Origin of the sequence: Streptococcus sp. 27098_8_66, assembly GCF_041431945.1 — a bacterium.
GTDB classification, from domain to species: Bacteria; Bacillota; Bacilli; order Lactobacillales; family Streptococcaceae; genus Streptococcus; species Streptococcus dentalis.
Window position 1 is genome coordinate 53938 of the sequence record NZ_JAPVYS010000010.1, and the last position, 24426, is coordinate 78363.

Annotated in this window: 22 protein-coding genes and 11 tRNA genes; 7 read left to right on the top strand and 26 right to left on the bottom strand. The window is 41.1% G+C overall.

Annotated features, from left to right (window positions below; genetic code table 11):
• From O3642_RS07795 to O3642_RS07830, 8 genes are all read right to left on the bottom strand, one after another.
• On the bottom strand, window positions 1-612 hold the full coding sequence (locus O3642_RS07795; RefSeq protein ID WP_371605736.1) for a YesL family protein: 612 nt from the start codon (window positions 610-612) through the stop codon (window positions 1-3).
• 168 nt (window positions 613-780) lie between these two features.
• Window positions 781-2262: an ABC transporter substrate-binding protein gene (locus tag O3642_RS07800; protein WP_150905123.1), complete on the bottom strand. Its 1482-nt coding sequence runs from the start codon at window positions 2260-2262 to the stop codon at window positions 781-783.
• Window positions 2263-2341: 79 nt separating this feature from the next.
• On the bottom strand, window positions 2342-3274 hold the full coding sequence (locus O3642_RS07805; RefSeq protein ID WP_003004100.1) for a carbohydrate ABC transporter permease: 933 nt from the start codon (window positions 3272-3274) through the stop codon (window positions 2342-2344).
• Window positions 3275-3287: 13 nt separating this feature from the next.
• On the bottom strand, window positions 3288-4217 hold the full coding sequence (locus O3642_RS07810; protein ID WP_003009701.1) for a sugar ABC transporter permease: 930 nt from the start codon (window positions 4215-4217) through the stop codon (window positions 3288-3290).
• A gap of 227 nt (window positions 4218-4444) precedes the next feature.
• Window positions 4445-6325, bottom strand: coding sequence for a beta-N-acetylhexosaminidase (locus O3642_RS07815; RefSeq protein ID WP_371605737.1), 1881 nt, complete (start codon window positions 6323-6325; stop codon window positions 4445-4447).
• Complete coding sequence (locus O3642_RS07820; protein WP_003009697.1) at window positions 6319-7188, bottom strand: ROK family protein; 870 nt, start codon at window positions 7186-7188, stop codon at window positions 6319-6321. Before O3642_RS07820 ends, O3642_RS07815 begins: the two co-directional genes overlap by 7 nt.
• An 85-nt stretch (window positions 7189-7273) precedes the next feature.
• Entirely contained in the window at window positions 7274-9919 is a 2646-nt protein-coding gene (locus O3642_RS07825; RefSeq protein ID WP_371605738.1) for an alpha-mannosidase, read from the bottom strand.
• A 76-nt stretch (window positions 9920-9995) separates the two neighbouring features.
• Entirely contained in the window at window positions 9996-11276 is a 1281-nt protein-coding gene (locus O3642_RS07830) for a glycoside hydrolase family 125 protein (protein ID WP_371605739.1), read from the bottom strand.
• A 215-nt stretch (window positions 11277-11491) separates the two neighbouring features.
• Here O3642_RS07830 and O3642_RS07835 point away from each other — a divergent pair, with 215 nt between their 5' ends.
• Window positions 11492-13567, top strand: a complete 2076-nt coding sequence (locus O3642_RS07835; protein ID WP_371605740.1) for a GH92 family glycosyl hydrolase — start codon at window positions 11492-11494, stop codon at window positions 13565-13567.
• 36 nt (window positions 13568-13603) lie between these two features.
• On the opposite strand, the gene O3642_RS07840 is transcribed toward O3642_RS07835, so the two are convergent.
• The 6 genes from O3642_RS07840 to O3642_RS07865 form a co-directional block, all read right to left on the bottom strand.
• The gene (locus O3642_RS07840; RefSeq protein ID WP_371605741.1) at window positions 13604-14161 is read right to left on the bottom strand and encodes a DUF6287 domain-containing protein; all 558 of its coding nucleotides are present in this window, start codon (window positions 14159-14161) and stop codon (window positions 13604-13606) included.
• A 138-nt stretch (window positions 14162-14299) separates the two neighbouring features.
• Window positions 14300-15805 carry a zinc ABC transporter substrate-binding protein AdcA gene (locus O3642_RS07845; protein ID WP_371605742.1) on the bottom strand — a complete coding sequence of 502 codons (1506 nt, stop codon included), beginning with the start codon at window positions 15803-15805 and terminating at the stop codon, window positions 14300-14302.
• Between the two features lie 2 nt (window positions 15806-15807).
• A complete protein-coding gene (locus O3642_RS07850) occupies window positions 15808-16611 on the bottom strand; it encodes a metal ABC transporter permease (RefSeq protein ID WP_155127076.1) in 804 nt (267 codons plus the stop codon).
• A complete protein-coding gene (locus O3642_RS07855) occupies window positions 16604-17308 on the bottom strand; it encodes a metal ABC transporter ATP-binding protein (protein ID WP_003013743.1) in 705 nt (234 codons plus the stop codon). The genes O3642_RS07850 and O3642_RS07855 overlap by 8 nt, the downstream gene beginning before the upstream one ends.
• Window position 17309: 1 nt before the next feature.
• Window positions 17310-17747, bottom strand: a complete 438-nt coding sequence (locus tag O3642_RS07860; protein ID WP_003004547.1) for a zinc-dependent MarR family transcriptional regulator — start codon at window positions 17745-17747, stop codon at window positions 17310-17312.
• Window positions 17748-18057: 310 nt separating this feature from the next.
• Window positions 18058-18438, bottom strand: coding sequence for an NAD(+) diphosphatase (locus tag O3642_RS07865; RefSeq protein WP_247943199.1), 381 nt, complete (start codon window positions 18436-18438; stop codon window positions 18058-18060).
• Between the two features lie 190 nt (window positions 18439-18628).
• Between O3642_RS07865 and O3642_RS07870 the strand changes: the two genes are divergently transcribed.
• Window positions 18629-18955, top strand: a complete 327-nt coding sequence (locus tag O3642_RS07870; RefSeq protein WP_009732038.1) for a multidrug efflux SMR transporter — start codon at window positions 18629-18631, stop codon at window positions 18953-18955.
• Between the two features lie 163 nt (window positions 18956-19118).
• Here O3642_RS07870 and O3642_RS07875 read toward each other — a convergent pair whose 3' ends face one another.
• Window positions 19119-19565: a helix-turn-helix transcriptional regulator gene (locus tag O3642_RS07875; RefSeq protein ID WP_049518301.1), complete on the bottom strand. Its 447-nt coding sequence runs from the start codon at window positions 19563-19565 to the stop codon at window positions 19119-19121.
• 319 nt (window positions 19566-19884) lie between these two features.
• Between O3642_RS07875 and O3642_RS07880 the strand changes: the two genes are divergently transcribed.
• From O3642_RS07880 to O3642_RS07900, 5 genes are all read left to right on the top strand, one after another.
• A complete protein-coding gene (locus O3642_RS07880) occupies window positions 19885-20358 on the top strand; it encodes a hypothetical protein (RefSeq protein ID WP_049518300.1) in 474 nt (157 codons plus the stop codon).
• A gap of 133 nt (window positions 20359-20491) precedes the next feature.
• A complete protein-coding gene (locus O3642_RS07885; protein ID WP_371605744.1) occupies window positions 20492-21595 on the top strand; it encodes a replication initiation factor domain-containing protein in 1104 nt (367 codons plus the stop codon).
• A 2-nt stretch (window positions 21596-21597) separates the two neighbouring features.
• Complete coding sequence (locus O3642_RS07890) at window positions 21598-21984, top strand: hypothetical protein (protein ID WP_001096843.1); 387 nt, start codon at window positions 21598-21600, stop codon at window positions 21982-21984.
• 59 nt (window positions 21985-22043) lie between these two features.
• Window positions 22044-22238 (top strand): DUF3173 domain-containing protein, encoded by a 195-nt coding sequence (locus O3642_RS07895; protein WP_000598356.1) that lies wholly within the window; start codon window positions 22044-22046, stop codon window positions 22236-22238.
• A gap of 3 nt (window positions 22239-22241) precedes the next feature.
• Window positions 22242-23375 (top strand): tyrosine-type recombinase/integrase, encoded by a 1134-nt coding sequence (locus O3642_RS07900; RefSeq protein WP_371605743.1) that lies wholly within the window; start codon window positions 22242-22244, stop codon window positions 23373-23375.
• An 86-nt stretch (window positions 23376-23461) separates the two neighbouring features.
• Here the strand turns inward: O3642_RS07900 and O3642_RS07905 are convergent.
• The 11 genes from O3642_RS07905 to O3642_RS07955 all read right to left on the bottom strand — a co-directional run bounded on the left by O3642_RS07905 (window position 23462) and on the right by O3642_RS07955 (window position 24423).
• Window positions 23462-23545: transfer RNA gene (locus O3642_RS07905), tRNA-Leu, on the bottom strand.
• 10 nt (window positions 23546-23555) lie between these two features.
• A tRNA-Gln gene (locus tag O3642_RS07910) sits at window positions 23556-23627 on the bottom strand.
• Window positions 23628-23646: 19 nt separating this feature from the next.
• Window positions 23647-23719 (bottom strand) — tRNA-His (locus tag O3642_RS07915).
• 12 nt (window positions 23720-23731) lie between these two features.
• Window positions 23732-23802 (bottom strand) — tRNA-Trp (locus O3642_RS07920).
• A 6-nt stretch (window positions 23803-23808) separates the two neighbouring features.
• Window positions 23809-23889: transfer RNA gene (locus O3642_RS07925), tRNA-Tyr, on the bottom strand.
• Window positions 23890-23904: 15 nt separating this feature from the next.
• Window positions 23905-23977: transfer RNA gene (locus O3642_RS07930), tRNA-Phe, on the bottom strand.
• A 3-nt stretch (window positions 23978-23980) separates the two neighbouring features.
• Window positions 23981-24054, bottom strand: a tRNA-Met gene (locus tag O3642_RS07935).
• 9 nt (window positions 24055-24063) lie between these two features.
• A tRNA-Ser gene (locus tag O3642_RS07940) sits at window positions 24064-24153 on the bottom strand.
• Window positions 24154-24160: 7 nt separating this feature from the next.
• Window positions 24161-24232 (bottom strand) — tRNA-Glu (locus O3642_RS07945).
• 10 nt (window positions 24233-24242) lie between these two features.
• Window positions 24243-24316: transfer RNA gene (locus O3642_RS07950), tRNA-Ile, on the bottom strand.
• A 36-nt stretch (window positions 24317-24352) separates the two neighbouring features.
• Window positions 24353-24423 (bottom strand) — tRNA-Gly (locus tag O3642_RS07955).
• Window positions 24424-24426: the final 3 nt, after the last annotated feature.

Sequence of the window (24426 nt, forward strand, 5' to 3'; positions counted from 1 at the left end):
TTAGGATACCAATTTTTCGTGGATGTTTTGATAAACAGGGTCAAAGATATCATTGACAAAGAAATGCCATACACCGATCAAGACGAAAAAGAGAAGGGCTGGCATATAGTAGCTAATGACGCCAAGTAGCGCAGTTCCAAGGATGAGCTTCAGAACCGGACGAATGTCCAGCAACATTCCGATCAAACTAAGCTTGATACTATTGGCATAAGAGAGATCAAAATGCACTTGCAATTTCAAATAAACAGCGTAAGCTAGAGGCGCAACCAAGAGAAAAACCAGATTAAACAAGAGAACCAAAATTTGGAAGAAATTCAAGTGAGGAATCTGGATCATGAGGTACATGCCATAGAGAAGAACCCCTTCAATGGCAAAGAAGGTGTAAAAGACTTGATTGGTTGGGCGTAGATTTTCTTTGAAGAGTTCCCAAGCGCGTGACCAATGATAGTCTTTGTAGGACATGCCATTTTCCGCATAGAGGCTCATAACTGTGGTGCCGGCCGGTCCTACTCCTAGCAGAACACCTCCACAGATCGTCAAGACCCAAAAAATCCCTGTTACCAGCATGGCAACATAGACTCTCGTAAAAATGAACTCGATGATTTTTCCCATCATTCAGCCTCTTTTCCAATTAGTCATTCTATTATACCATAAAAATAAAACGCTTCCTCTATTTGCATTGGTAAATTGAAATATTGATTTTCATTTACAGGACTCATTTTCATAAAGACACAAAAAGGCTCTGGAGATCCCTCCAAAGCCTTTTCGCACTACCTGTTCTTATTTTTTAGAAGCAAGGAATTCGTCGTATTGTTTTTGCATTTCGTCAAGCACTTTTTGGTAAGCACCTTCTGATTTCAATTTTTCAAGCATCTTAGGAACTTCTACTTCAGGATCCACAGTACCAGTATTGATCGCACCTGCGAATTGGTTCAAAGTATTTGTAAGAGCTGTGATTTCTGATTTCACTTTATCTGTGTTAAAGATGAAGCCAAGTGCTGGAGATTCTTTTGCAGTTTCCAAGTCTTTCTTAGATTGTGCAATTTGTTCATCTGTTACGTTTTCGTTGATGTAAAGAATCCAGTTGTTACCAGTGTTCCATCCAGACATGTGAGTGTTTCCGTTGTAGCCATCCAAGACTTTGACACGGTTTTCTTTGCCAGGAACTTTTTCCCAGTTCTTGCCTTCTGGTCCATAAACAAGGCCGTTCAAGAGTTCTGGATCAGTGTTCAAGAGGTTCAACACTTCCATTGCTTTTTCTTTGTTCTTAGAGTTGTTTGAGATAACAAAGTTAGCTACTTGAGTAGTATTGTTCTTCTTGTACAGTTCAGTAAATGGTTTGATTTCGATCTTACGGTTTGCTACACGAGAAAGCAAGCTGTTACCGTAGTCAGCTGGTCCTACTGTTTCTTCACGAACCAACCATGTATCTTGAGAAAGATCATAACCAGTGTCGCTCGTTGCTACGTCTTTTGGAATGTATCCTGCTTCGTAGTATTTGTGAAGAGTCTTCAAGTTTTCTACATAACGAGGAATGGTGTAACGGTCAACGATCTTAGTAGTATCACCTTTCAAGTCAACAACGAATGGAAGTCCATCAACAGCCACGTAGTCGAAGTCATCTGAAGGTCCGCCGTAGCTCTTGTTCATTGCAAATGGAACAACGTTTGGATCTTTTTCTTTGATGGCTTTCAAGACTGGTTCAAGAGAAGCATAGTCTTTCACGTTTGAAACGTCGATACCATATTTTTCAAGAAGTGGTCCGTTAAACGCAAAGTTTTGAGAAGATGCAACGTTAGCTGCTACTGGAACAGCATAGATCTTACCGTTTACAGTGTTCCCTTTGATGTAAGCTGGGTCAAGTGCTTTGTAAAGGTCTTTCCCTTCTTTCTTGTACAATTCTGTCAAGTCAGCATAAGCACCTTTTTGAGCGTTGATAACGTAGTTATTAGCAAAGGCGATATCATAGTTTTCACCAGATGAGATGATAACATTCATTTTTTGTGCGTAGTCACCCCAACCAAGGTATTGGATATCCAATTTTGCGCCGACTTTCTTTTCAATGATCTTGTTGGCATTTTTAAGAAGAACATCCAAGTTATCTGGTTTATCACCGATTTGGTACATCTTGATGATTGGTTTCCCGTCTTCAGTTGTTGCTGATTTCTTGTTATTACCTGTAAGGCTTCCACAAGCAGCAAGAGTAGCTCCAAGAGCGATGACACTAGCAGATGCTAACGCGTATTTTTTCCAATTTTTCATAAGAAAAATCTCCTTTATGTTATTTTCTTTTTAGACTAAGTTATGAGTTGAAAATCCTGCTGATTTTCAATAAACGATGTTATTCTTTCACACCACCGATGGTCAAGCCTTTTACAAAGTAGCGTTGGAAGAATGGATAGAGAATGGCGATTGGCACTGTTGCCACAACCACCATGGCCATACGTCCTGTTTCCCGTGGGATGGATTGTACAGCTCCTGCCAATTGGCCGGATACCCCGACGTTTTTAGCGATGTAATCCATATTGTTTTGGATTTGCATCAAGAGGTATTGCAATGGGTAAAGGTTGTCACTCTTAATATAGAGGAGGGCGTTGAACCAGTCATTCCAGAACCCTAAAGCGGTGAACAAACTGATGGTCGCAATCCCTGGAAGAGACAATGGCAAGCAGATTTGGAAGAAGATCCGTGTTTCACTTGCCCCATCGATCCGAGCGGATTCAAGGATAGCTTCTGGAATGGTCCGTTTAAAGAAGGTCCGCATCAAGATGATGTTAAATGGACTGAGCAACATTGGGATAATCAAAGCCCCGATGGTATCACCTAACTGCAAGAGTTGAGTGGTGACAATGTAGCTTGGAACCAACCCTGCACTAAAGAGCATACTAAGGAGTGAAAATACGGTAAAGAACTTGCGGTATTTAAAGGTACTCCGTGAGATAGCGTAAGCATAAGTTGTGGTGATAAAGACATTACATGCTGTTCCCACAATGGTCACAAACAAGGTAATGAAGAGGGCTTGCAAGATTTTGTCTTTGAACTGTACCAAGAAGAGGTAACCATCAAATCCAAATTTTGCTGGCCAGAATTGGAAGCCATGGACTGCCAAACTTTGTTCGTCTGTCAAAGAGATCATGACAACGAAGATGAAGGGAAGCACACAGGTCAAGCCGACCAAGGTCAACAACAAGGTAAAGAAGAAGTTGCTCTTCTTACTGAAAGAATGGATCCCGACATTATCAATTTTTTCTTTTTGAATGGTTGATTTTTTCATACGATCCTCCTTTCTAGAAGAGAGCGGCATTCTTATCAATGCGACGGGCAATGATATTTGAGATTAACACAAGAACCAGCCCGACTACCGATTGGTAAAGACCGGCTGCTGCTGTCATCCCGATATCCCCTGACTTGGTCAAACCGTTGTAGACATAAACATCAATAACGTTGGTTACACTATAGAGAGCTCCAGCATTATGCGGGATTTGGTAGAAAAGACCGAAGTCTGCGCGGAAGATATTTCCGACTGCAAGAATGGTCAAAACCGTAATCAAGGAAGACAACTGAGGAATGGTGATGTTGCGAATGCGTTGCCACTTAGACGCACCATCCACGGTCGCTGCTTCATAGTAAGTTGGGTCAATTCCCATGATGGTTGCATAATACATGACACTGCTATAACCAAAGCCTTTCCAGATTCCTAAGAAGAGGAGAAGCGCTGGCCAGATCCACAATTCCGAATAGAAATTGATGGCTTTCATACCAAATGAAGTTAAGATGTGGTTGACCAATCCTTTGTCCACGTTAAGGAAGGCATCGGTGAAGAAGCTGATGATAACCCATGATAGGAAGTACGGGAAGAGCATGGAGGTTTGAAGCACCTTGACCACTCTTTTTGATCTCAACTCACTAAAGATGATGGCGATCCCAACGGAAACAATCAATCCTAAGAAGATGAATCCTAAGTTGTACAATACCGTGTTTCTTGTAATAATGTAGGCATCTTTGGAACTAAAGAGGAATTTGAAGTTGTCAAAGCCAACCCACTTACTCTTCATGACACTGTCAATGAAGCCCTCTCCTGTGATATGATAGTCCTTAAATGCTACGATATTCCCAAAAACCGGAATATAGAAGAATAAGATTAACCACGCTGCACCAGGTAAGACCATTAAAAGAAAAATGAAATTTTCTCTCAGAGTCCTTACAAACTTTTTCATTTAACTCCCCCCTTTGAGCCTTGAGCGTGTTTATTTGCTTTGGTAGCGTTTACATCACCTATTATAAGATAGCCCATTTATATTTTCAAACTCCTAATTATAGAAAAAATTCTACAAATTTATGACATAGCTTTAAAAAAGGAGTAGAAAAGGGTGTTCGTAAAGACAGCTCCTCTTCTACTCCTATCGACCGCGGATGAGATTTCTGTCATCCGACTTGGCATTTTTTACGTTGTATAAATGGTTGAGGCAGTCGCAATAGTATGCCACTGGTTAGCCGTTGTGGCTGCGAAGTCCTGATCCCCGTAGAAATCATTAAATGGCAAGATTTCGACTTCTAGTTCGTCGATGCGGTCAATCTGATCAGACAGATAAGCCTCAATGCGGCTTTCTGCGCGCTTGATCCGTTGCAAGAGCCCACCCATACGAATGTCTACTGTATCCAAGCCAAAGACCTTGTTTTCTTTCAACCATTGGTGGCTAAAGAGCTTGTGGAAGGTTTCAATCTGGCTTCTTAATTTTGGTAATTCTTCCCTAGCAATTTGTTGCAAGCTCTCTTTATCACCTTTTTGATAGGCTTGACGAATGCGTCGGCCTACATCCACTTTACTACTTAAAATAGCATTCAACTGTGCCTGAGTTTCAAAGAGATAAGCGTAGATGCCTGCTTTTTCTTTGATAGTAGCAAGAGTCTCAGCTGCTTGGGTAAAGTGTGGTTTGTCCTGCTCAGGAGTCATGTGCTTGTCAAGGATTGGACAGAGAACATCCTGATAAAATACGTAGCGGTTAGGATTAATCCCACTGAGATTGTCTGGTAGATTAGGTAAGAGGTTGGCCAGATCCAGCTGCATAAAGTCCTCAACGGATAGGCCTGTATTGGTCTTGAAGTGAGCTGATAAACGTTCTAAGTCGTTGCGGTAGCTGAGTTCCGCCCAGATCTGCAAGCTTGGCAAGATAGAGAACTGGGCTGTTTCCCCACCATTGTCCCCCCAGCCCGTCACGATGACTTCCTTGATCTGGTTGGCACGGCAGGCTTTATTGGCTTCTACTGCAATGAGACGGCTGAAATGGTTGTGGGGCGTGAAGCCAATCCACTTCCAGGCACCACCTGCAAAGGCGATATCCTGGCTAATCTTGTGGTGATTACGGAAGTTTCGGTTGTATTTTTCCTCGCTATCTTGATAATAATCCCAGTAAACCAAGGTGACACGGTCTTTGAGACGGTCTAGGTAAACACGCGTTTCCTCTGGAATTTCTACCTCACGGTCGTACTGGCCATCTGCTGACATGAGCTTAAAGAACATATCGCTCCACATCTGGCAGTGGAAACCATACTTGTCCGCAATATCCAAGATGCGCTCCAAGTGTTGACACATGAGAAGACTCCGATCCACCACACCGTTCAAGATGAGGTAGCGTCCCAAACCAACTAGGTGAGCTTCATCCATGCCGATATTGACCTTGCGAGTTTGTAATTTAGATAACGTCGCAAACATGCCGTCAATCAGGTCATAAACTTTTTCTTCACCGATGAGGAGAATGTCTTCTACATCGCGGAGTTGCTGGACTTCTTTAATCCCCCATTTGACAAAGGCTGATAAGTGAGCCAAAGTTTGGATACATGGCACAAAGGTCATGTCAAACTGCTGGGCGTAGCTTTCGATTTCCTGTAACTCTTCAGCTGAGTATGCTCCACGGAAATAACCAAAGTAAGGTTGTCCTTCAATTTGATAAGTGTCTTCCATGTAGAGCTCAAAGGTTGAATAACCCATCAGAGCCAAGACTTCAATCATCTGCTTGGCAGATGCGACATTGAGCACGGCATTGCGCGAACAGTCCGCCATATAGGCTAAATCTTCATAGGCCGCCTGCTCTTCAATCTCTACCTTGTCCCCTTCTGCTAAAGCTGTTGCGAGCACAGATAAGGCACGGTAGAGTTGATGAGGTTTACGGTAGGTCAATTGATACTGCCCATTCTCCCCCTTGATAGAGATGGAAGCATGGTCAGACTGAGCGACTGCCACTTCTACATCTGGTAGAGAAATGTGATTTTGGAGCAACTCTAAAGCTTGCGCTTGTTTACTGTTGATTCCGGTAAAACTTACCATTGGTTTTCCTCCTGTAACCAGTTGACAAGGGCACCGTAGAGATTGGCATCTGCCTGATAGGTGCAAGCTTGAATGACTGGAGCGATGGTATATTCTTCATATCTTTCCACAAAGGCATCTACGGCTTTTTGCACGCCTTTGATAAAATCAGGGTTCTGACTGATAGAGCCGCCTAGACTAATCACATCTGGATCAATCAGGTACTGGATATTGAGCAGTCCTTGAGCAAGATTACGATTCATGCGCTCAATAGCTTCTTGGCAAAGGGCATTACCTGCTGCCGCCTCTTGGTACACCTTGCGGCCATCCCAATCGGTTTGACCAGATTTTTCAATCACATAGCGAACCATGTTTCCTGTAGAAGCGAGTTGTGACCAGTTATTGAGTCTTTCTGCGGGCTCGATTGTGGTCATGTAGCCAAACTCACCGCCCAAACCATGACGACCACGGTGTAGCTTCCCATTGATAATCATGGCTCCACCGATTCCTGTACCAATCACGACACAGGCTGCATTTTCAATCTCAGGATGAGCTAGCAGTTCACTGAGTCCAACACAGTTGGCATCATTTTCTAGGTGGATAGGAAGCTTATGATGAGCAAGCGCCTCATACCATGAAAAACCATGGATGTAAGGAATGGCACTGATCCCTTCAATTACCCCTGTTTCTTGATGAACGGCTCCTGGCACACTCATGGCAATCCCACGGTAGTCACGTTCTGACAATCGCTGATCCAACCAAGCTAGCAACTCTTCCAGAGTCTCTGGCGTTGCGGTGCTGGCCTTATCTAAAATCTTTCCATCAGGAGTTAGACTAGCAAACTTAATGCCAGTCCCTCCGATATCAATCGTTGCAATGGTCATTGCTTTTACCTGTAAAAAGGAGCGAATCAGCAGTCGGTTCTTACTCTTTTCGCTCCTCCTTTCTTTTTATGTTATCTTTTTGAAATTAGATTTCTTCTTTTTTGATCAATTCTGTACGAATTTCTTGTGGTGCCAATAGTCCTGAATGAACTGGATATGGGCGTTCCAATAAGTCAAGAATGGTTTGTTGTTTTTCAGACACGCGAACATTTTCTTGACTCATATTGTAGTAACGAAGGACGTATCCTTCTTCATTTTCAGCCACCTTAAAGGCTGTTGGGCAGACTTGTGGCAAGTTGAGGGCTGGATGGTTGAAGAGACTACCTGTTGCAGCAACTCTACCTTCTTGTTTTGCAACTTGAAGAGCTGTAAATGGCACCTGGAAGGCTTTAGCACGACGGAAGGCCGAGAAGCGTTCCCCTGCTTGATGGCATTCTACTGCAAACTCAACTTCGATATCGCGCAAGCACTGAGCTTCTGGCGTTGGGAAGTAGCCCCAGTCACCTAGCTCACCTGAAGCACGGAGAAGGGTTACAGCCATGGTGTCGTCCTCAAGGATTTCGTATTCGTGCAATCCTTTATTGGCTACTGTCACTCCTTTAACATCGTCATACAAGCTAACAAAGGCTTGTTGGTGTTGTGGATTTTCAGGATTTTCCCAAGAAGCTGCTGGTTTATTTGGCCGTGTCACAACTTCATAGATGCTTTCAGAATCATTACTTGGGCGTGTGTTATGAGTTTTGACCAAGAGACGAATGCGGTGGTCTTTGGCTGTATTGGTAAAGCGAGTCTTGAAGCGAATTTGTGGATCATCTACAAAAATGGTCATCTCCGTTTCAAGAGGAATGGTTGTCAACTCTTCTGAACGACCTGCATCTCGTTTCATGAACTCGATGATACCTCTTTGTTCAGCATCCAATTTTTCATCTGCGCTAACTGGAATAGTCAAGTCATGTTTGAGCAAAACCTTAGCATAGCGAGCATTGTTTTCCAGAATTTCATAACCTTTCAGTTTTGCGAAAATTGGCTCTGTTCCTTTTGGTTGGAAATAAATGTACTCATTCCCGATATCGCCACGGTCCTCAAATTGGATAAAGTCCTCGTAAGCTTCGTTTGTAGTCTTGTCGTAGACTGTGATACCTTCATCTACACTTACTGTCACAAATGGAGTATCAATAACTCCATTTTGGAAGATACCATCGCTTTGTGCTGCTGGCCCTTCGACTAATTGGAAGCTTGACCAAGAAAGTGGTGCAAGGTGAATTGGAATTGTCACGCGCACTTGACGTGCAATATAAGGTTGACGGAATTTATCCTTAGGCAGGGTATAGCCAAAGCTTGCTCCCAAGTCCTCAATCTCTGCTTCTACAAGATGTCCATCTAAATCCTCTACATGGTAGTCTGGCAAGCTCAAAGCAGCCATTTTCTTGAAGCCTTCTGTCGGATGCAATTCCTTAAATGGACAAACCGCAACATCGACAATCGTGCTGACGGTGTCCACCTTATTATGCAAGCCAGTGTTGATGACCGTAAAGAGGTGCTCACTCTGGGCTTTTTGAGTCGCTAGTTTACCCTTCCATTCGTTCAGAAGGTTGGTCTTGACAAAGTTTCCGACTTGATTGACCTTGGCAAAACGAACTTCCATTTCACGGTGAACTTCGTCAATACTACATCCGCAGATGCTATCGTGTGGCGCATTTTGTAAGAGTGTCTTCCAGGCATAGGTCAATTGATCCTTGTGGTTATGCCCACCAGTAATGATGGTCAAAGGTTCCACCACTTGCTCTAGCAAGTTGCTGTTTTCCTGGAAGGCTTGTTTGAGATAAACACGTGAAGATGAGGTATTGGCAAGGGTGTACCAACCATCCGTTTCCTGGCTAGTCAACTCACCTGTAACAGTTGATAGGTGTTCAGGAAGTGCACTTTCCACTGCTTGAACGTATTCATCAAAGGAGCTGTGAACAAAGGTCACGTCAGGGAAAAGTTCGTTTGCCACACGAATGGCTTCACTCAAATTTCGTTGAACGGGTTGGTGATCACATCCGTTCATCATCAACCATTGATTAGTCGATGCATAGTCACGAACATCTGACAATTTTTGTTTCCAGAAAGCCAAAGCTTCATCTTTATCCACTGGAATTTCGTTCCCGTTACTGTACCAGTTAGCAAAAAGAATACCCAGCACACGGCTACCATCCGCCCCTTGCCAGTACATTTCAGAAAATTGAGAGGTAAACTGCTCATCTTCGAGGACCTGGTTGTCAAATCCGATTGGTTTGACCCCACGCCCAAAAGCTGCTACGTGAATGCCTGATTTTTGAAGGATTTGAGGAGCTTGCCCCATATTTCCAAAGGTATCTGGGAAATAACCAATCTGAGTAGATTTGCCCCATTTAGCGCATTCAGCCTGTCCAATCAAGGTATTGCGGACATTGGCTTCGCTGGAGATCAAGTAATCATCCTGCAAGATGTAGAAGGGACCAATCTTGAGCTTGCCCTCGTCGATATAGCGCTGCACCTTGTCGCGATTTTCAGGGCGAATTTCTAAATAGTCATCGAGGACGATGGTTTGTCCATCTAAGTGGAAACTTTTGAATTCAGGGTCATTTTCAAAAAGATCAAAGAGATTGTCAAAGAGTTCCACCAATTGCATGCGGTGACTTTCAAAAGGTAGATACCACTCACGATCCCAGTGGCTGTGAGAAATAATATGTACAACAACATTTTCCATGAGTAAAACCTCATTCTAACTTAAATTTAAAGATATATTTGTGATTCTTGACAAGAATCTGTCGAGCAAGAGCTCATTAGCGAATATCCAAGTAATCCAAGACTAATTCGCAGAACATCATGTTGGCCCACGAGAACCATTCACGCGAGTATTTGGTTGGATCATCTACATGGAAACTTTCGTGCATGACACCCGTGCCTCCATCGCAGGCAACCAGCTGATCGAGCAAGAATTTTTTCTCAGCTTTATCTGTCGTTGTCAATCCTTGAATAGAAAGGGCAATCGGCCAGATATAGCGATAAAAGGTATGAGAACTTCCGAGTCCACTTGCGTACTTCCCTTCATAGAAGTAAGGATTTTCAGGGCTCAAAATCGTCCGACGAGTGGCTTGGTAGACTTCGTCGTCGATGGCGCAGTAGCCCAGATACGGAGCAGCTAACAAACTTGGCACATTTGGATCATCCATGATGCTAGCATTTCCTAAACCATCTACCTCAAAGGCATAGATTTTCTCGCCCTTGCTGTTAGTCGTGTAGGCGTAGTTTTCGATCCCTTCTTGAATCTCCGCTTGGAGGCGTTTGGCATCTGCAATGATACTCTCACTATCAGCTAGATTCAATGTTGCAAAGATTTCTTGGACATAACCCAAAACAACCACTGCAAACATATTGGATGGAATCAAATAGCTATACTGACAGCAGTCATCACTTGGACGAAAGGCTGACCAGGTCATCCCTGTCACGGCAAAATCTGGCCCAAAGCCGTCATTCACCAGCGTGTCTTCCTTACGATCAGTATCTCGAACGAAGCGATAAGGGGAGTTGTTATGGTCTTGTTCCACCATCCAGAGATGAAGGATTTCCTTGGTCGCTGTGACAAAGGTTTCATCAAATTGGCTAGTCTCACCAGTTTCCTTCCACAGGAGGTAAGCCAATTGCAAGGGATAGCAAAGCGAATCCACTTCATACTTACGCTCCCAAATCCAGCCATTCAAATCGGTGTGGTCAGTCTCGTGGTGGCCTTTCCAGTTCTCCTCAATATTAAAAGAGTTAGCATAGGGATCTTTGAGGATCAAGGTCATCTGGCGTTTGACCAAACCAGCAATGGTCTGGCGCAATTGGGGATCTCGTTTAGCCACATAAAGATAGGGCCTCAATTGAGCCGTCGAGTCACGCAACCACATAGCTGGGATGTCCCCTGTTAACACAAAGGTTGAACCATCTTCTAAAATTTCAACTGTATTGTCCAAAGTGTCTGTATAACAACGTTCAAAGACATCCACCCACTCAGGGTACTCCTTAGCTCGCTCAGCCACTTGATCCAACCATTCTCGCACAATTTCTTTTGAATAGGTCATTTATTTTCCTCACACGTATCGATTCTTTCCTATTCAGTATAAAAGATTTCTAAAGGGAAATACATACGCAAACTATAGCCCTTTTTCTACTAAATTTTCCATTTGATAAAAACGCTATCATATTTGACAACACTTTGATACAATGAAGAAAATACCACCGCGTGTTCCAATAAAAACACAGATCATTTAAAGTTGATGAAGAAAAAGGAGACAAGATGCGCACACATTGCCAAACCATCGATACCCGCTGGGGAAGCGATAATCATCCCCACTATTCGCACGGGAACACCCTCCCTTATACCGGAGTCCCTTTTGGGATGAACTACTTCCTTCCCCAGACGACACACGAACAAGGAGCTTGGTTTTTCAACCCCAATCTCCCTATTTTTCAGGGATTTCGTCTCACCCACCAGCCTAGTCCTTGGATAGGAGACTACGCTTGGTGCCTCATCACGCCCATCACAGGAGAAATTGCAAGTTCCGACCTCTTCCGTCGTCAAAGCAGTTATTCGATGAAAGAAGCTCTTTTCCAGCCCCACTACCTTCGGATTTTTTCGGAACGTTATCAGATTCACAGTGAGCTGGTTCCAAGCCGCTACGGGGCTGTCATGCGCTTTCGAGCACCAGAAAAGCTAACACTCTGCTTTCATGCAGCAAATGAACTAGAGGACTTGACCCTGACAGACCAAACCTGCCACTTCCATATTCTGGATCAGGCCCATACCGCAGATACTTCCTACTCTTTCTATCTCCAGTGGCAATTTAGCCAGCCGATTGAGAGCGTCACTCACATCGATCAAGATCTTTTTCTCACCTTTGCTAGCAATGAAGTGACCGTCCAATTAGGAACTTCTTATCTGTCCCAAGACATGGCTCACAGCCATCTTCCCAACCTTTCCCTAGAGGAAGCTAAAAAAGAAGCAGCCGATCAATGGAATCAGCTGCTAAAACGAATTGAAGTAAAAGATACCGGAGGGCGTGACCAAGCCTTTTTCGATCATTGCCTTTACCGACTCCTCCTTTTCCCTCAAACCTTTTATGAAACAGATACCGAGGGAAATGACTGGCACCTGGATGTCACCCATAATGAAATCAAACCAGGAAAAGCTTATACGAATGTCGGATTTTGGGACCTCTTCCGAACATCTTTTCCGCTCTTTAGCCTTTTCTACCCCGATTATTACCGTCACTTTCTCGAAGGATTTTTAAACACTTACCAGGATACTGGTTTTCTACCAAAATGGTTGGCCCCAGATGAACGAGGGATGATGCCAGGTACCCTCATTGATGGGGTCTTTGCGGATGCTGTCACAAAAGGGATCGCACCAGACCTACATGAAAACATGCTGACAGCTATGCTCCAGACAGCTCAAAAAACAGATCCCACTCAACATTTTGGTCGCCATGGCAATGAAAGCTACAAGGCCCTTGGCTACCTACCCGATGATTTTCACGAAAGTGTGAGCCACAGCCTAGATTATGCTTATAGTGATTTTTGCATTGCTACCGTTGCCAAGCAATTGGGGCATACAGAAACAACCGCTCGCTATGCTGCTTCCAGCCTCTCCTACCGAACATTGTACGATGCCCAAACAGGCTTTATGAGAGCACGATCCACCAATGGAAACTTTAAAGAACCCTTCTCTTCTACCAGCTGGGGAGGAGATTATGCAGAATGCTCTGCAACGCAGGCTACTTTTGGAGCCTTACACGACCTCTCCGGCCTGATAGAGCTAATGGGCGGTAAAAAAGCCTTTACCCAACGACTGCTGGATCTAGCCAATCAAAGACCTCAATTTGATGTAAGAGGATATGGCTATGAAATCCATGAAATGAGTGAAATGGCCCAAGCCCCATTTGGGCAGATCGCCATCTCCAATCAACCCAGCTTCCACATTCCCTACCTCTTCCGTCACAGCCTTCATCCCGAATACACCAATCTCCTGATCCACCAGATCCGTTCCCAAGCTTTTCATCAAGATTTCCAAGCCTATCCAGGTGATGAGGACAATGGTAGTCTATCTGCTTGGTACATCTGGTCAGTCCTTGGACTCTATCCAACCTGCCCAGGAAAACCAATCTATGATCTGGGACTCCCTCTCTTTAAAGAAGTCCTTCTCCATATTCCCAAGCAAGAGCTCAAGATTTGCGCCAATTCACACACTGCAGGCGCCTATTTCATCCAAAAAGCCCTGTTAGATGGCAAAGAGAAACAAGAGGTTTCCCATCAAGATCTCCTTGAAGCCCAAGTACTCCAATTTGAGCTTTCTTGGCTCCCCCCACAAGCATAAGAAAAAGTCGTCTGAAAACAGACGACTTTTTTTCTGTTATTCATCTCCTACTTGATAGTAGATCGAGCCTTGTTCCCCAAAACTAGCGATACCAACACCAGACCACAAGCGGTTTTTAGAGGCATCTGATGTGTCCTTAAAGACGACTTGTCCTTGATCATCGACCTGATCACCAATGGTCACTCCCGCAGGAATATACTCCAACAAGAAGCCCCCATCACGACCACCATAAATGCCTTCTGAGGCGGTTCCATAATCAGTCAAAGAAGCTCCATAGCCCTCTAACTCTTGTGAGATCAACCCTTTGTCGTTAAAGACCAGCTTGTTTCCTTTATCATCTTGCCAGACCCCAGCAATACTGCTGTAATCACCATTGGCAATCGCTTCAAGATCCATTTTCTTCACTTCTTTTTTCTCTTCTTTTTTTTCTTTCTCCTTCACTTCCGAACTAGAAGCATCCGTCTTTTTGACTTCAGAAGAGGTCGTCGTTTGACTAGAGGAGGTGGTTGATTTTTTGCTCGCTCCCCGTTGCGAACAAGCTACCAACAGAACCACACTGAGAAGACTCACAAGAATTGCACCAACTTTTTTCATTTAAAATTCCCCATACATTTTTTAATTTAAAGCCCTTTCATTGTAACGTATTTTCAAGCATTTGACAAGCTTCACTCCCCATTTTTAATCAAAAAGAGACCGGGATAATCAGTCCTAGTCTCTCTTTTGATACAGCTCTTAATGAGCCAGCATTTCCTGTGCCACTTCTAAACCAGATAAGTTGGAAGGATAATAAGTTGGCCAATTTTCTAACTCATCATAAAGCGCTTCTTGACTCTTTCCTCCATGGAAAATGTGGAAGTGAGCTGCCTTTACCGGAGTAATTTCATGGTCACTAAATTGAACATATTTAAAGTCTCCCGCATCGCTCTCTTTCGCTTCAAAGAGATAACGAACACCACGATTCCCCTTCTTATAAGTCAAAATGTGCTTACCTACGTATTTATAGGTATATTTCTTAGAAGATCCTTTTTGATAAAACTCCATTGAATCCTTATCAATCTTAATCCGATCAATATCTGTTTGATAACCCTTGGTATAATATTCCTTATACTCAGCAGCCGTCATGGTTGGATTTAATTTTGCCTTATAATCAAAGACCTGATCCAGAGTTCCATCTTGCAAGTATGGATAAACTGATTTCCAATCACCCGCATAATTTGCTAAGCTACGATCCTTCACTTGACTATCCTCGAAATAGCCCTTTTGAACTGTCTTAGCATCTTCCTCGTGTTCCGGTTGAATATCCTTACCAGCTTGTGACGTTGTTTTCTCTAGCGCCTTCAGATTTTCCTTCATAACAGACACGTAGTCTTCGCCATCTTTCATTTCTTGATCCGTCAAGCTTTCCAAAGGATTTAAGACAGCCAACTCAACACCAGCTTCAGAAGACAAGGTTTTCGCCAAGGACTTAGAAGCATTTTCCTCAAAGTAAATGACCTTGATCTCATTTTTCTTGATATACTCTGTCAATTCACGCAATCGTGCAGCAGAAGGCTCACTATCAGGTGAAATCCCTGAAATGGCTACCTGATTTAAACCATAATCTAAGGCCAAGTAACGGAAAGCCGCGTGTTGGGTCACGAAATTCTTTTGTTTCGCATCTTTCAACCCATCCTGATAAGCTTGATCCAAGGCCTGTAATTTCTTTAGATAGGCTTGGGCATTTTTCTCAAACGTCTTTTTCTTATCTGGATAAGCCGCCACCAACTGATCACGAATCGACTCTACCATCTTCATGGCACGATGGGGAGAGAGCCAAAGGTGAGGATCATATTCATGATGGTGTTCTTCGCCCCCTTCGTGTTCATGTTCCTCTTCCAATCCAGGAAGCAAGACCATGCCCTTGGTAGCATCGATCACTTTGGTTTTCTTATCCTTCATTGATTTCAAAAGATTTGGAACCCAGGTTTCCATGTTTTCATTTTCATAGACGAAAACATCCGAATCTTGAATCATAGCCCGCCCCTTAGCAGACAATTCATATTCATGAGGCTCTGATCCCGCTCCAATGAGCAGGTCTACCGTTCCTTCATCTCCGACAATATTTTTTGTAAAATCATAAACCGGATAGAAAGTGGTCATCACTTTTAATTTCCCATTTTGACTCTGACTTTTGCCACAAGCTGTCAAAACAAGGGCCAAAGCCACTAACAATAACCAACCAAATTTTTTAACGTTCATATCTACTTCCTCAAACGTGATCCAAGATTCACAAGCAAGAACAGTACCACAAATAAAAGCGTGATGCTGGCACTCGCTGGTGTATCTGCAATATAAGACAAAATCAACCCACTAAACATCCCGATAAAACCAATAATGACCGCAATCAGCATGACCCCACGGAAGTTCTTCCCTAATTTCAGCGCAATACTAGCCGGTAAGACCATGATGGTTGAAACCAATAACGATCCTGCTGCAGGAATCATTAAGGCGATAGCAACCCCCGTTACCACATTAAATAAAATAGACATGGTCCTAACCGGAAGACCATCTACAAAAGCCGTATCTTCATCAAAAGTCAAAATATACATAGGCCGCAAGAATAAGGCTGTTAACACTAATACAACGAAAGCAATCACAAATAAGGCGATCACCTGTTCATCCGTAATGGTTAGAGTAGAACCAAACAAATACTGATCCAAGCTCATCGAGCTCTTTCCACCACCACGCATCAGTACTAAAGCTAGGGCAAGACCAGTGGACATTAAAATTGCCGTCCCGATCTCCATAAAGTCCTTAAATAAGGTCCGCAAATACTCAAGAAAAACCGCAGCTATAATGACAATGATCATAGTCGAGAGCGTCGGAGAGATCCCAAGAAAAAGTCCAAAAGCGACACCTGCAAGAGAGACGTGACTTAGCGTATCACTCATCAGACTCTGCCGTCTTAAAATCAAGAAAATCCCTAATACAGGAGAAAAAAGACTCATGGCAACCATAGCCAACAAGGCCCGTTGCATAAAATCATACTGGAATAAATCAAGCATGGTCACCCTCCCCTTCTGTATCATGGACGTTAAAACATCTCCAAGGAGAGCTCTGGTCGCGAACCAAATGAATATTCCGATCCGCAAATTGGTTAACCTCTTCAGGATCATGCGTAATCATCAAAACAGATTTTTGATGGTGATGCGCACTATGATGCATTAACTCATAAAAATCACTCTTTGTCGTTGCATCCATCCCTGTCGTCGGTTCATCTAAAACAAAGATATCCGGATCTGAAGCAAACATCCTAGCAATGACGGCCCGCTGTTTCTGACCACCAGACAAAGAACCAATCGCCCGATCCTTGAACTCCAGCATTCCAACAGATTCTAAACTCTTCAGAATATGTTTTTCATCGTGCTCATTCAACTTTCGAAACCAGCCTTTACGAGGATACCGACCTGACTTCACAAATTCATAGACCGTACTTGGAAATCCAGCATTAAAACTAGCAATCTGTTGTGGCAAATAAGCAATCCTTAACTTCTTTCCCTTAACATTCGTCTTTGAAATCTCAACTGTCCCGACCTTGGGCTGTAAAATGCCAAGACTAGCCTTAATCAAGGTTGACTTAGCAGCTCCATTCTCACCAGTCAGCGTAACAAACTCTCCACTATCTAAGTAGTAATTGATCCCTTCCAGAACCGGTTCTCGATCATAATAGAACGATAAATTTGAAACCGTAATATACCTCAAACTATAACTCCTCTTCCAGTAAATCTAAAAACCGCGAAATGACCCCTTGCTCATTCTTAGTAAACTTCGACAAAACATCCTCATAAGTGTGAAGGGTATGCTGATGGTGGTGCTGATGCTCTAATGCAATCGGCTTACCAATTTCAGTTAAGCGATAATAGAGAACCCGAGCATCATTTTCATCTCGATAAGTCTCCAGCATTCCCTGACTTAATAAGGGCTTCACAGCCTTCGTGATAGCAGCCTGACTGACATTCAATTTCTTAGCTAAGACAGAATTGGTTAGAGCTTCATCAGCAACCAGCATCAAAATATGTTCCTGAGTGTTGGTTAAGGAAACACCACTTGTACAAGAACCAACTAAAATCTCATGCTGATTTTCTGATAACAATAAAATAGAATTTAAAAATCGATCGATTTTATTTGCAACTTCAGACAAAATTAACTCCTTCTAATTCACCAAAAGAAACTTTACCGGTTAATTATATCATAAAAAAGAAAAAAATAAAACAAAAAAAGGAGTAAACCTCCTTTATAATCTATACCGGCGGCCGGGGTCGAACCGGCACGTCCTTGCGGACACTGGATTTTGAGTCTAATATTATTAGTTTTAAATCTCAGAAATATTGATTTTATAAGCTTTTTTTCCATAATATTTTTTAAAACTTAGTATCACTTCCAAAGTTTAGATACTTTTTAGTAACTATAAAATGCTAGAAAGTATACTCCTTATTAAAAAGAGTTTTGGACTAGTTTTGTGCAATTTTATTACCCATATCCGTAATAAGAGAGGCTAAATTAATTGCCTTTAATGATTGTAGAAATTGGTTGTGAATATCATTAGACACATAACCAGCTAGCAAAATATGCTCAGCCATGTCATATTGCTTAATCAAGAGAATCTTATCATGTTTTTCATTAAATAAAATCGCACTAATTGCTGTATTAAAGACTGGAAAACGAAAACTCGCACATTGTGAACAATAAGGAATATCTCCCTCATCTTTTAAAAATTTTTTCTCCAAAGGATGCCCACATTCGGGACAACAAGTCATTGTTTTGTCAAATATAGAAGCCTCTTTTTTAAAGTTCTTAAAAGTAATTTTACCAGTAAAATCGAGACCACGCAAGACATTGAAATAAATCAAGACTTTTTTTAAAATTTATCTTATGATATACTAAACTTATCAGCTATTGGTTCTGAAAAAGTGTCTGCCACAGTTTTACTACAAATTCTCATGACTTGTGCCAAGATTTATAAAAAACGGATAGCTATAATAGCTCTTAGAGCAAAAACATGACATATAGGAGGTTAAAGACATGTCATACTTTTATCTTTTTATCGCCATTGTAGGAGAGATATTGGGAACTAACCTTTTGAAATTATCAGACGGTTTTACAAAGCCTATTCCAACCGTTTCTGCCCTACTTAGCTATGGCGTTTGTTTCTATTTCTTATCACTAGCAATGCAAAAAATTCCTTTAGGAATAGCTTATGCAACATGGTCAGCTGTCGGTTTAGTTTTGACAGCCTCTATCGCAGTAATGATTTTCAAAGAAACACTAAATGTTTATAGCATTATCGGTTTAATTTTGATTATCATTGGTGTTGTCATGGTTAACTTATTAGGAAATGCAGGACATTAATAAAACCGGCTCTATACTATTTGTAGTGGGTAAATCCCCTATGGATATTATGGAGCCTATTTTGTTGTAGAAAAAAAGTTCCATAAGAACTATAATGAAAAGCTAGAATTCTGTCAATATTTTGGACACATTTTGGGAGGGAATTTTGAAGACTAGCGTCCTCCTAATTTTCCCAATAAGTTTTAACTTCTTCAAAAATCTTATTCAAAAGTTCTGCATCTTTTTCTGACAACTGATTTTTTTCTATAACTCTATCTTTTAGTTCTGTTGCCTTTATTTTATTTCTTGCCACCGAAACTGCTATTGAATGTTTCAAAATATCAAACTCATCCTTTGAAAAGTTTGCAATATTGGTAAGATCTAATTGTTCTAGAGGTAAACTACTGATAATTGAATAAGGTTTTTGTCCCAGCAAATAATCTGTAGTAGTACCAAAGATATTTGCTAACTTTACAACGAATTCTAATCCTGGTTCTAACGTTCCATTCTCCCAACGAGAATATGTCCCTTGTTGAACTCCAATTAATTCCGATATTTGTACTTGAGTTAATTTTTTTGATTTTCTGAGAGTTTTTAATCTATCTGAAAATTTATAATCCTCTGTATACATAAGTCTCCTATAAATATTCTTAATCGTATATTTTTACTTGACAAAATATTCTAAACGGTATAAAATAGAATTATTCCATAAGGAATATTTATTTTGAGATTGAATATTCCATTGAGAATATTATAGCATAAAAGGAGGTAAAAGCGTATGTAACTAGTATTCGATTTAAAAAATTTTAATAAAGGAGGTAAGATTCGACAAAATAAAAAATCTTGAAACAAATGTGCCGTTCGTTCCAAGATCAAAACATATTATGTAACAATTATACCACAGAAAACTCTTCAGTTGCACAAGAAAATTTCGGAGGTTTCACAAAAAGATGACCAATAAAGAGTTAGTCAATCAAATTTCTGGCCTAAACTCTACCTCTACTCTTAAAAATTGGATTCAACTGATTAAAGAGATAAGTGGCAAGGAATTTAAAAAAATTAAAATTCCTATCAGTAGAAATCCCAGAACTCATCAATTAAGTTATACAGTTGCCTATGATTTTACAGACGAAGACCTTAGACAATTTCAAAAGTTAGCTAAACTAAAACTTGAAATAGGTCTAAAAGAGGCTATACAATCCGTATTTGGGAGTCTAGCAGACAATGAGCAAGAATCCCTAAACCAAGTAATAGATGAGCTCTACGATGAACTGAGCGCCTTAAAACAGGAATTTAAGCGAGAAATGCGACTGATAAAAATTGAGAATTCCAACCTAAAAAAGAAAATCCAAGATATTGAAGAGTCGATGCAAACCGGCTTACTAGGGTTTGTTAACAAGAGGTCAAAAAATAGGTTCGGCTAATAGCGAGTTTTCGGCTGAGCCATGAGGCAGAAAGCCGAAAATGAGCGTAGATGCGGACGGACCATTTTTGACCGATAGGGTGTGTAGTAACACCACCCTCTGCAAGTTAGGTGTACCATCGAAATAATTCAGTATTGCCAAGGGTTTCGGAGATTTTAAGGGTGGCAAATTTAGGCAAAAAGTTGAATCAAAATCTATGGCAAAAAATGAACATTTACGTTCTGTATTTGACTGGATTCAAATTCAGTTTGATAAGACTGAATTTTCGCCAAGAGAAATAATCGAAGACATTCTATTTCTTGACTATGACCTATTTATTGAGAATAAAGGGAGCCTTAAATACTATAACTATGATAGCCAGCTTCATTATGGGAATATCCGTATCTACTATGGAGCGAAAGAGTCGTCCTACATGCTTGTCATGTCAGGACAGGCACTCGAGTTCTATAGAGATATGGTATTAGATCCAAATAGTCTGTCCGAAAGACAGTTTCTGAACAACCTCTACTACAATTACAATCAATTTTCAGTAAGACGAATTGATATTGCGATAGATGATTTTAATGAAACACCCTATTTCACTCCTAATCAGCTTCTAAAGGTTTGTCAGAAAAAACGCTTTATATATGGAAAAAGCACCTACTACAATACCTACGGAGATGAAACAATCGGCCAGACCTTATATTTAAGAAAGCCCAATGATGATGAAAGACTTAGAATTTACGATAAGCGTTTAGAACGAGCTGAGAAGCTCGGTATCAGCAAGCGGTATATAGAAAATTGGATAAGAACTGAGTTAGAACTTAGGAAAGAAAAAGCTCACTACTTCATTCAAGAATGGTTGCATTCAGAAATAGATCTTCTCAACTTTACCAAGGGATATCTCAAAGAAAAAGTGAGATTCTATAGTGATAGTCACTTCTCAAAACCTTTGAGATCTTGGGAAAAGTTTTTAGGTCACTCAAAACCCGTCTCTATCATTATTTCAAAACCAAAAACAGAACTAGAACAAAAATTAGAATGGTTTACCTATAAAGGTTCAGGAGCTATTCTAAAAGCGTATAAATTTCTATACGACAATAACTTACTGCATGAGTATGAGAAGACTAACTATCTCGCACTCAACAATATGGAATATCCACCAGATTTAGCAAGTGGATTAATAGAAAGGGCAATTCTCTTTAAAAGAGAGGATTTGATCCCCACAATCAAAGAAAATATCAAAAGGAGAAATTAATTATGGCAAAAATGCTTTCACAAAATGACTGGAATTTTAATAACATTGGAACAAAATTTGAATTGGATGAAGTCATTCCAAAATTTGAAACGGAAGTCCGAGCAGATGCAAACGGAGAAATTATCAAAAACCGAGATGGTAGCGAAAGACGTTTTAATACCGATAAAATCATTGGTTGGAAATACAATGTAACGATCAAAGATGGACAATTCAAAAAGAAATCAACCCAAGTATCAGTAGACAATCCAGATGCCTTGGTTGATAATGACTATATCCAAGCAATGGATGAAGTACCAGTTACATTTGACAATTTACAAGCTACTATGATTAGCACGACAATGTATTACAAGGCGGATGCTATCCATTTAGTAGATGTAAAACAAAAATAAGTATCAGACAAGGGGAGTAAATCCTCCCCTTACTTAATCTAATTAGAAAAGGAGATAACATGATTAAAACTGTAACAAAAGATGACCTTATCGAACTTGGATTTGCTCCAGGAACTGCAAGAAAGATTATCCATACTGGCAAATTACTATTAGTGAATCGTGGTTTTAATATCTACGATAACAAACGGATAGGTACAATTCCAGCCAGTGTCGCTGAAGAACTATTAGGAATTGAACTCCAGAAAGAAGCGTAACTTATGGCTTTACGTAAAAATATAGACGGAACTTGGATTGTCGATGTTTCCAATGGTATAAATCCAATATCTCTAAAACAACGTAGAATTGTAAGAAAAGGATTCAAAACTAAAAAAGAAGCATTGGAGGCCGAACAATACTTACGAAGTGTCGAACTTAAAGAAAAAAGTTTCAACTCAAAAATATCAATTGATATCCTTTATGATCTCTTAAAAGAAGAGGATAAAATAAACAACAGAAAACAAAGCTATATAGATACACAAGAAAACAACTATAACAGGCATATAAAAAACTATTTTGAAAAAGTTGATGATGTAGCTAAATTAACTTATGAAGATATCTATCAATTCAGAGAACATCTAAGAGATAAAAATGCTCAAAACTCAGAAAAGAAGCTAAGTCCAAATACTATTAATAAAATTATAATTTTACTAAAGAAAATTATGGATGTTGGATTAAGAAAGGGATTTTACAAGGAACATCCCGTAGGATTACTGAAAAAATTACCAATAGAAAAAGCAAAATTAAATTTCTGGACAGTAAAAGAATTTAAGCACTTCTTAACACTATTTAGCAACGAAGAATACAATATAAAATTACTATTCACAGTTCTATTTTTTACTGGTCTAAGACTGGGAGAAGCTCTTGCTCTATCGTGGAAGGATATAGAGTTTTCAACAAATACAATCCATGTAAGTAAATCAGTATACGTCAAAAAAGGTGAAGAACACATTAGTAGCACAAAGACAAAGGCTGGAACTCGAAGAATCATCATGAATACCAAACTAGTAGAGACACTAGAAGAGTGGAAACAGATACAGCATGAAAGATTGAAAGAATTTACAACCAACCTAGATGATCTACAGATATTTCAAAATAGCCCGATTACAATAACTAAAGATTCAATCGAAAAACAATATAAAAAAATATTGCAAAGAGATTGTTCTTTAAAAAAGATAAGAATTCATGACTTCAGGCATTCACATGCTTCCCTACTAATAAATCAAGGAGAAGATTATCTTGTCGTAAAAGAAAGATTAGGCCATGCATCTATAACTACAACAATAGATACTTACTCACATTTGTATCCAAGCAAGCAACAAAAATTAGCGGATAAATTAGATGATCTGTTATAAAATTAGTAATTTTAAGTAACTCAGCGTTACAAATTCAACAATCAAATAAAAAAAGACAAGGTCCGAAAACCTTGTCTTTCAATCTATACCGGCGGCCGGGGTCGAACCGGCACGTCCTTGCGGACACTGGATTTTGAGTCCAGCGCGTCTGCCAATTCCGCCACGCCGGCATAAATTTAACTGGGGTAGCTGGATTCGAACCAACGCATGAGGGAGTCAAAGTCCCTTGCCTTACCGCTTGGCTATACCCCAATAATAATATTAATAAATAGGCGAGTGATGGGGATCGAACCCACGCATGCCAGAGCCACAATCTGGTGTGTTAACCACTTCACCACACCCGCCATAATTATTAACACGGGCAGTAGGAATTGAACCCACACTGAAGGTTTTGGAGACCTTAGTTCTACCTTTAAACTATGCCCGTAAAGCATGGAAGGGGAGGGATTCGAACCCCCGAACCCGAAGGAGCGGATTTACAGTCCGCCGCGTTTAGCCTCTTCGCTACCCTTCCTGATTATTGAATTGATGGCGCGAGACGGAATCGAACCGCCGACACATGGAGCTTCAATCCATTGCTCTACCAACTGAGCTACCGAGCCAAATTGCGGGAGCAGGATTTGAACCTACGACCTTCGGGTTATGAGCCCGACGAGCTACCGAGCTGCTCCATCCCGCGTTAATATTAAGGAGGATGTGGGATTCGAACCCACGCACGCTTTTACACGCCTGACGGTTTTCAAGACCGTTCCCTTCAGCCGGACTTGGGTAATCCTCCAAATATATAGTCCGTACGGGATTCGAACCCGTGTTACCGCCGTGAAAAGGCGGTGTCTTAACCCCTTGACCAACGGACCATACTATTAATGGGCACGAGTGGACTCGAACCACCGACCTCACGCTTATCAGGCGTGCGCTCTAACCACCTGAGCTACGCGCCCAAGTTAAAAACTTGGTAAAATGAACAAAACGTTCAAAGCGGGTGACGAGAATCGAACTCGCGACAACAGCTTGGAAGGCTGTAGTTTTACCACTAAACTACACCCGCTTA

What these genes read in the sequence shown, in the direction of transcription:
- O3642_RS07795 (WP_371605736.1), bottom strand. Translation starts at nt 612, where the DNA reads ATGGGAAAAATCATCGAGTTCATTTTTACGAGAGTCTATGTTGCCATG.
- O3642_RS07800 (WP_150905123.1), bottom strand. Translation starts at nt 2,262, where the DNA reads ATGAAAAATTGGAAAAAATACGCGTTAGCATCTGCTAGTGTCATCGCT.
- O3642_RS07805 (WP_003004100.1), bottom strand. Translation starts at nt 3,274, where the DNA reads ATGAAAAAATCAACCATTCAAAAAGAAAAAATTGATAATGTCGGGATC.
- O3642_RS07810 (WP_003009701.1), bottom strand. Translation starts at nt 4,217, where the DNA reads ATGAAAAAGTTTGTAAGGACTCTGAGAGAAAATTTCATTTTTCTTTTA.
- O3642_RS07815 (WP_371605737.1), bottom strand. Translation starts at nt 6,325, where the DNA reads ATGGTAAGTTTTACCGGAATCAACAGTAAACAAGCGCAAGCTTTAGAG.
- O3642_RS07820 (WP_003009697.1), bottom strand. Translation starts at nt 7,188, where the DNA reads ATGACCATTGCAACGATTGATATCGGAGGGACTGGCATTAAGTTTGCT.
- O3642_RS07825 (WP_371605738.1), bottom strand. Translation starts at nt 9,919, where the DNA reads ATGGAAAATGTTGTTGTACATATTATTTCTCACAGCCACTGGGATCGT.
- O3642_RS07830 (WP_371605739.1), bottom strand. Translation starts at nt 11,276, where the DNA reads ATGACCTATTCAAAAGAAATTGTGCGAGAATGGTTGGATCAAGTGGCT.
- O3642_RS07835 (WP_371605740.1), top strand. Translation starts at nt 11,492, where the DNA reads ATGCGCACACATTGCCAAACCATCGATACCCGCTGGGGAAGCGATAAT.
- O3642_RS07840 (WP_371605741.1), bottom strand. Translation starts at nt 14,161, where the DNA reads ATGAAAAAAGTTGGTGCAATTCTTGTGAGTCTTCTCAGTGTGGTTCTG.
- O3642_RS07845 (WP_371605742.1), bottom strand. Translation starts at nt 15,805, where the DNA reads ATGAACGTTAAAAAATTTGGTTGGTTATTGTTAGTGGCTTTGGCCCTT.
- O3642_RS07850 (WP_155127076.1), bottom strand. Translation starts at nt 16,611, where the DNA reads ATGCTTGATTTATTCCAGTATGATTTTATGCAACGGGCCTTGTTGGCT.
- O3642_RS07870 (WP_009732038.1), top strand. Translation starts at nt 18,629, where the DNA reads ATGTCATACTTTTATCTTTTTATCGCCATTGTAGGAGAGATATTGGGA.
- O3642_RS07875 (WP_049518301.1), bottom strand. Translation starts at nt 19,565, where the DNA reads ATGTATACAGAGGATTATAAATTTTCAGATAGATTAAAAACTCTCAGA.
- O3642_RS07880 (WP_049518300.1), top strand. Translation starts at nt 19,885, where the DNA reads ATGACCAATAAAGAGTTAGTCAATCAAATTTCTGGCCTAAACTCTACC.
- O3642_RS07890 (WP_001096843.1), top strand. Translation starts at nt 21,598, where the DNA reads ATGGCAAAAATGCTTTCACAAAATGACTGGAATTTTAATAACATTGGA.
- O3642_RS07895 (WP_000598356.1), top strand. Translation starts at nt 22,044, where the DNA reads ATGATTAAAACTGTAACAAAAGATGACCTTATCGAACTTGGATTTGCT.
- O3642_RS07900 (WP_371605743.1), top strand. Translation starts at nt 22,242, where the DNA reads ATGGCTTTACGTAAAAATATAGACGGAACTTGGATTGTCGATGTTTCC.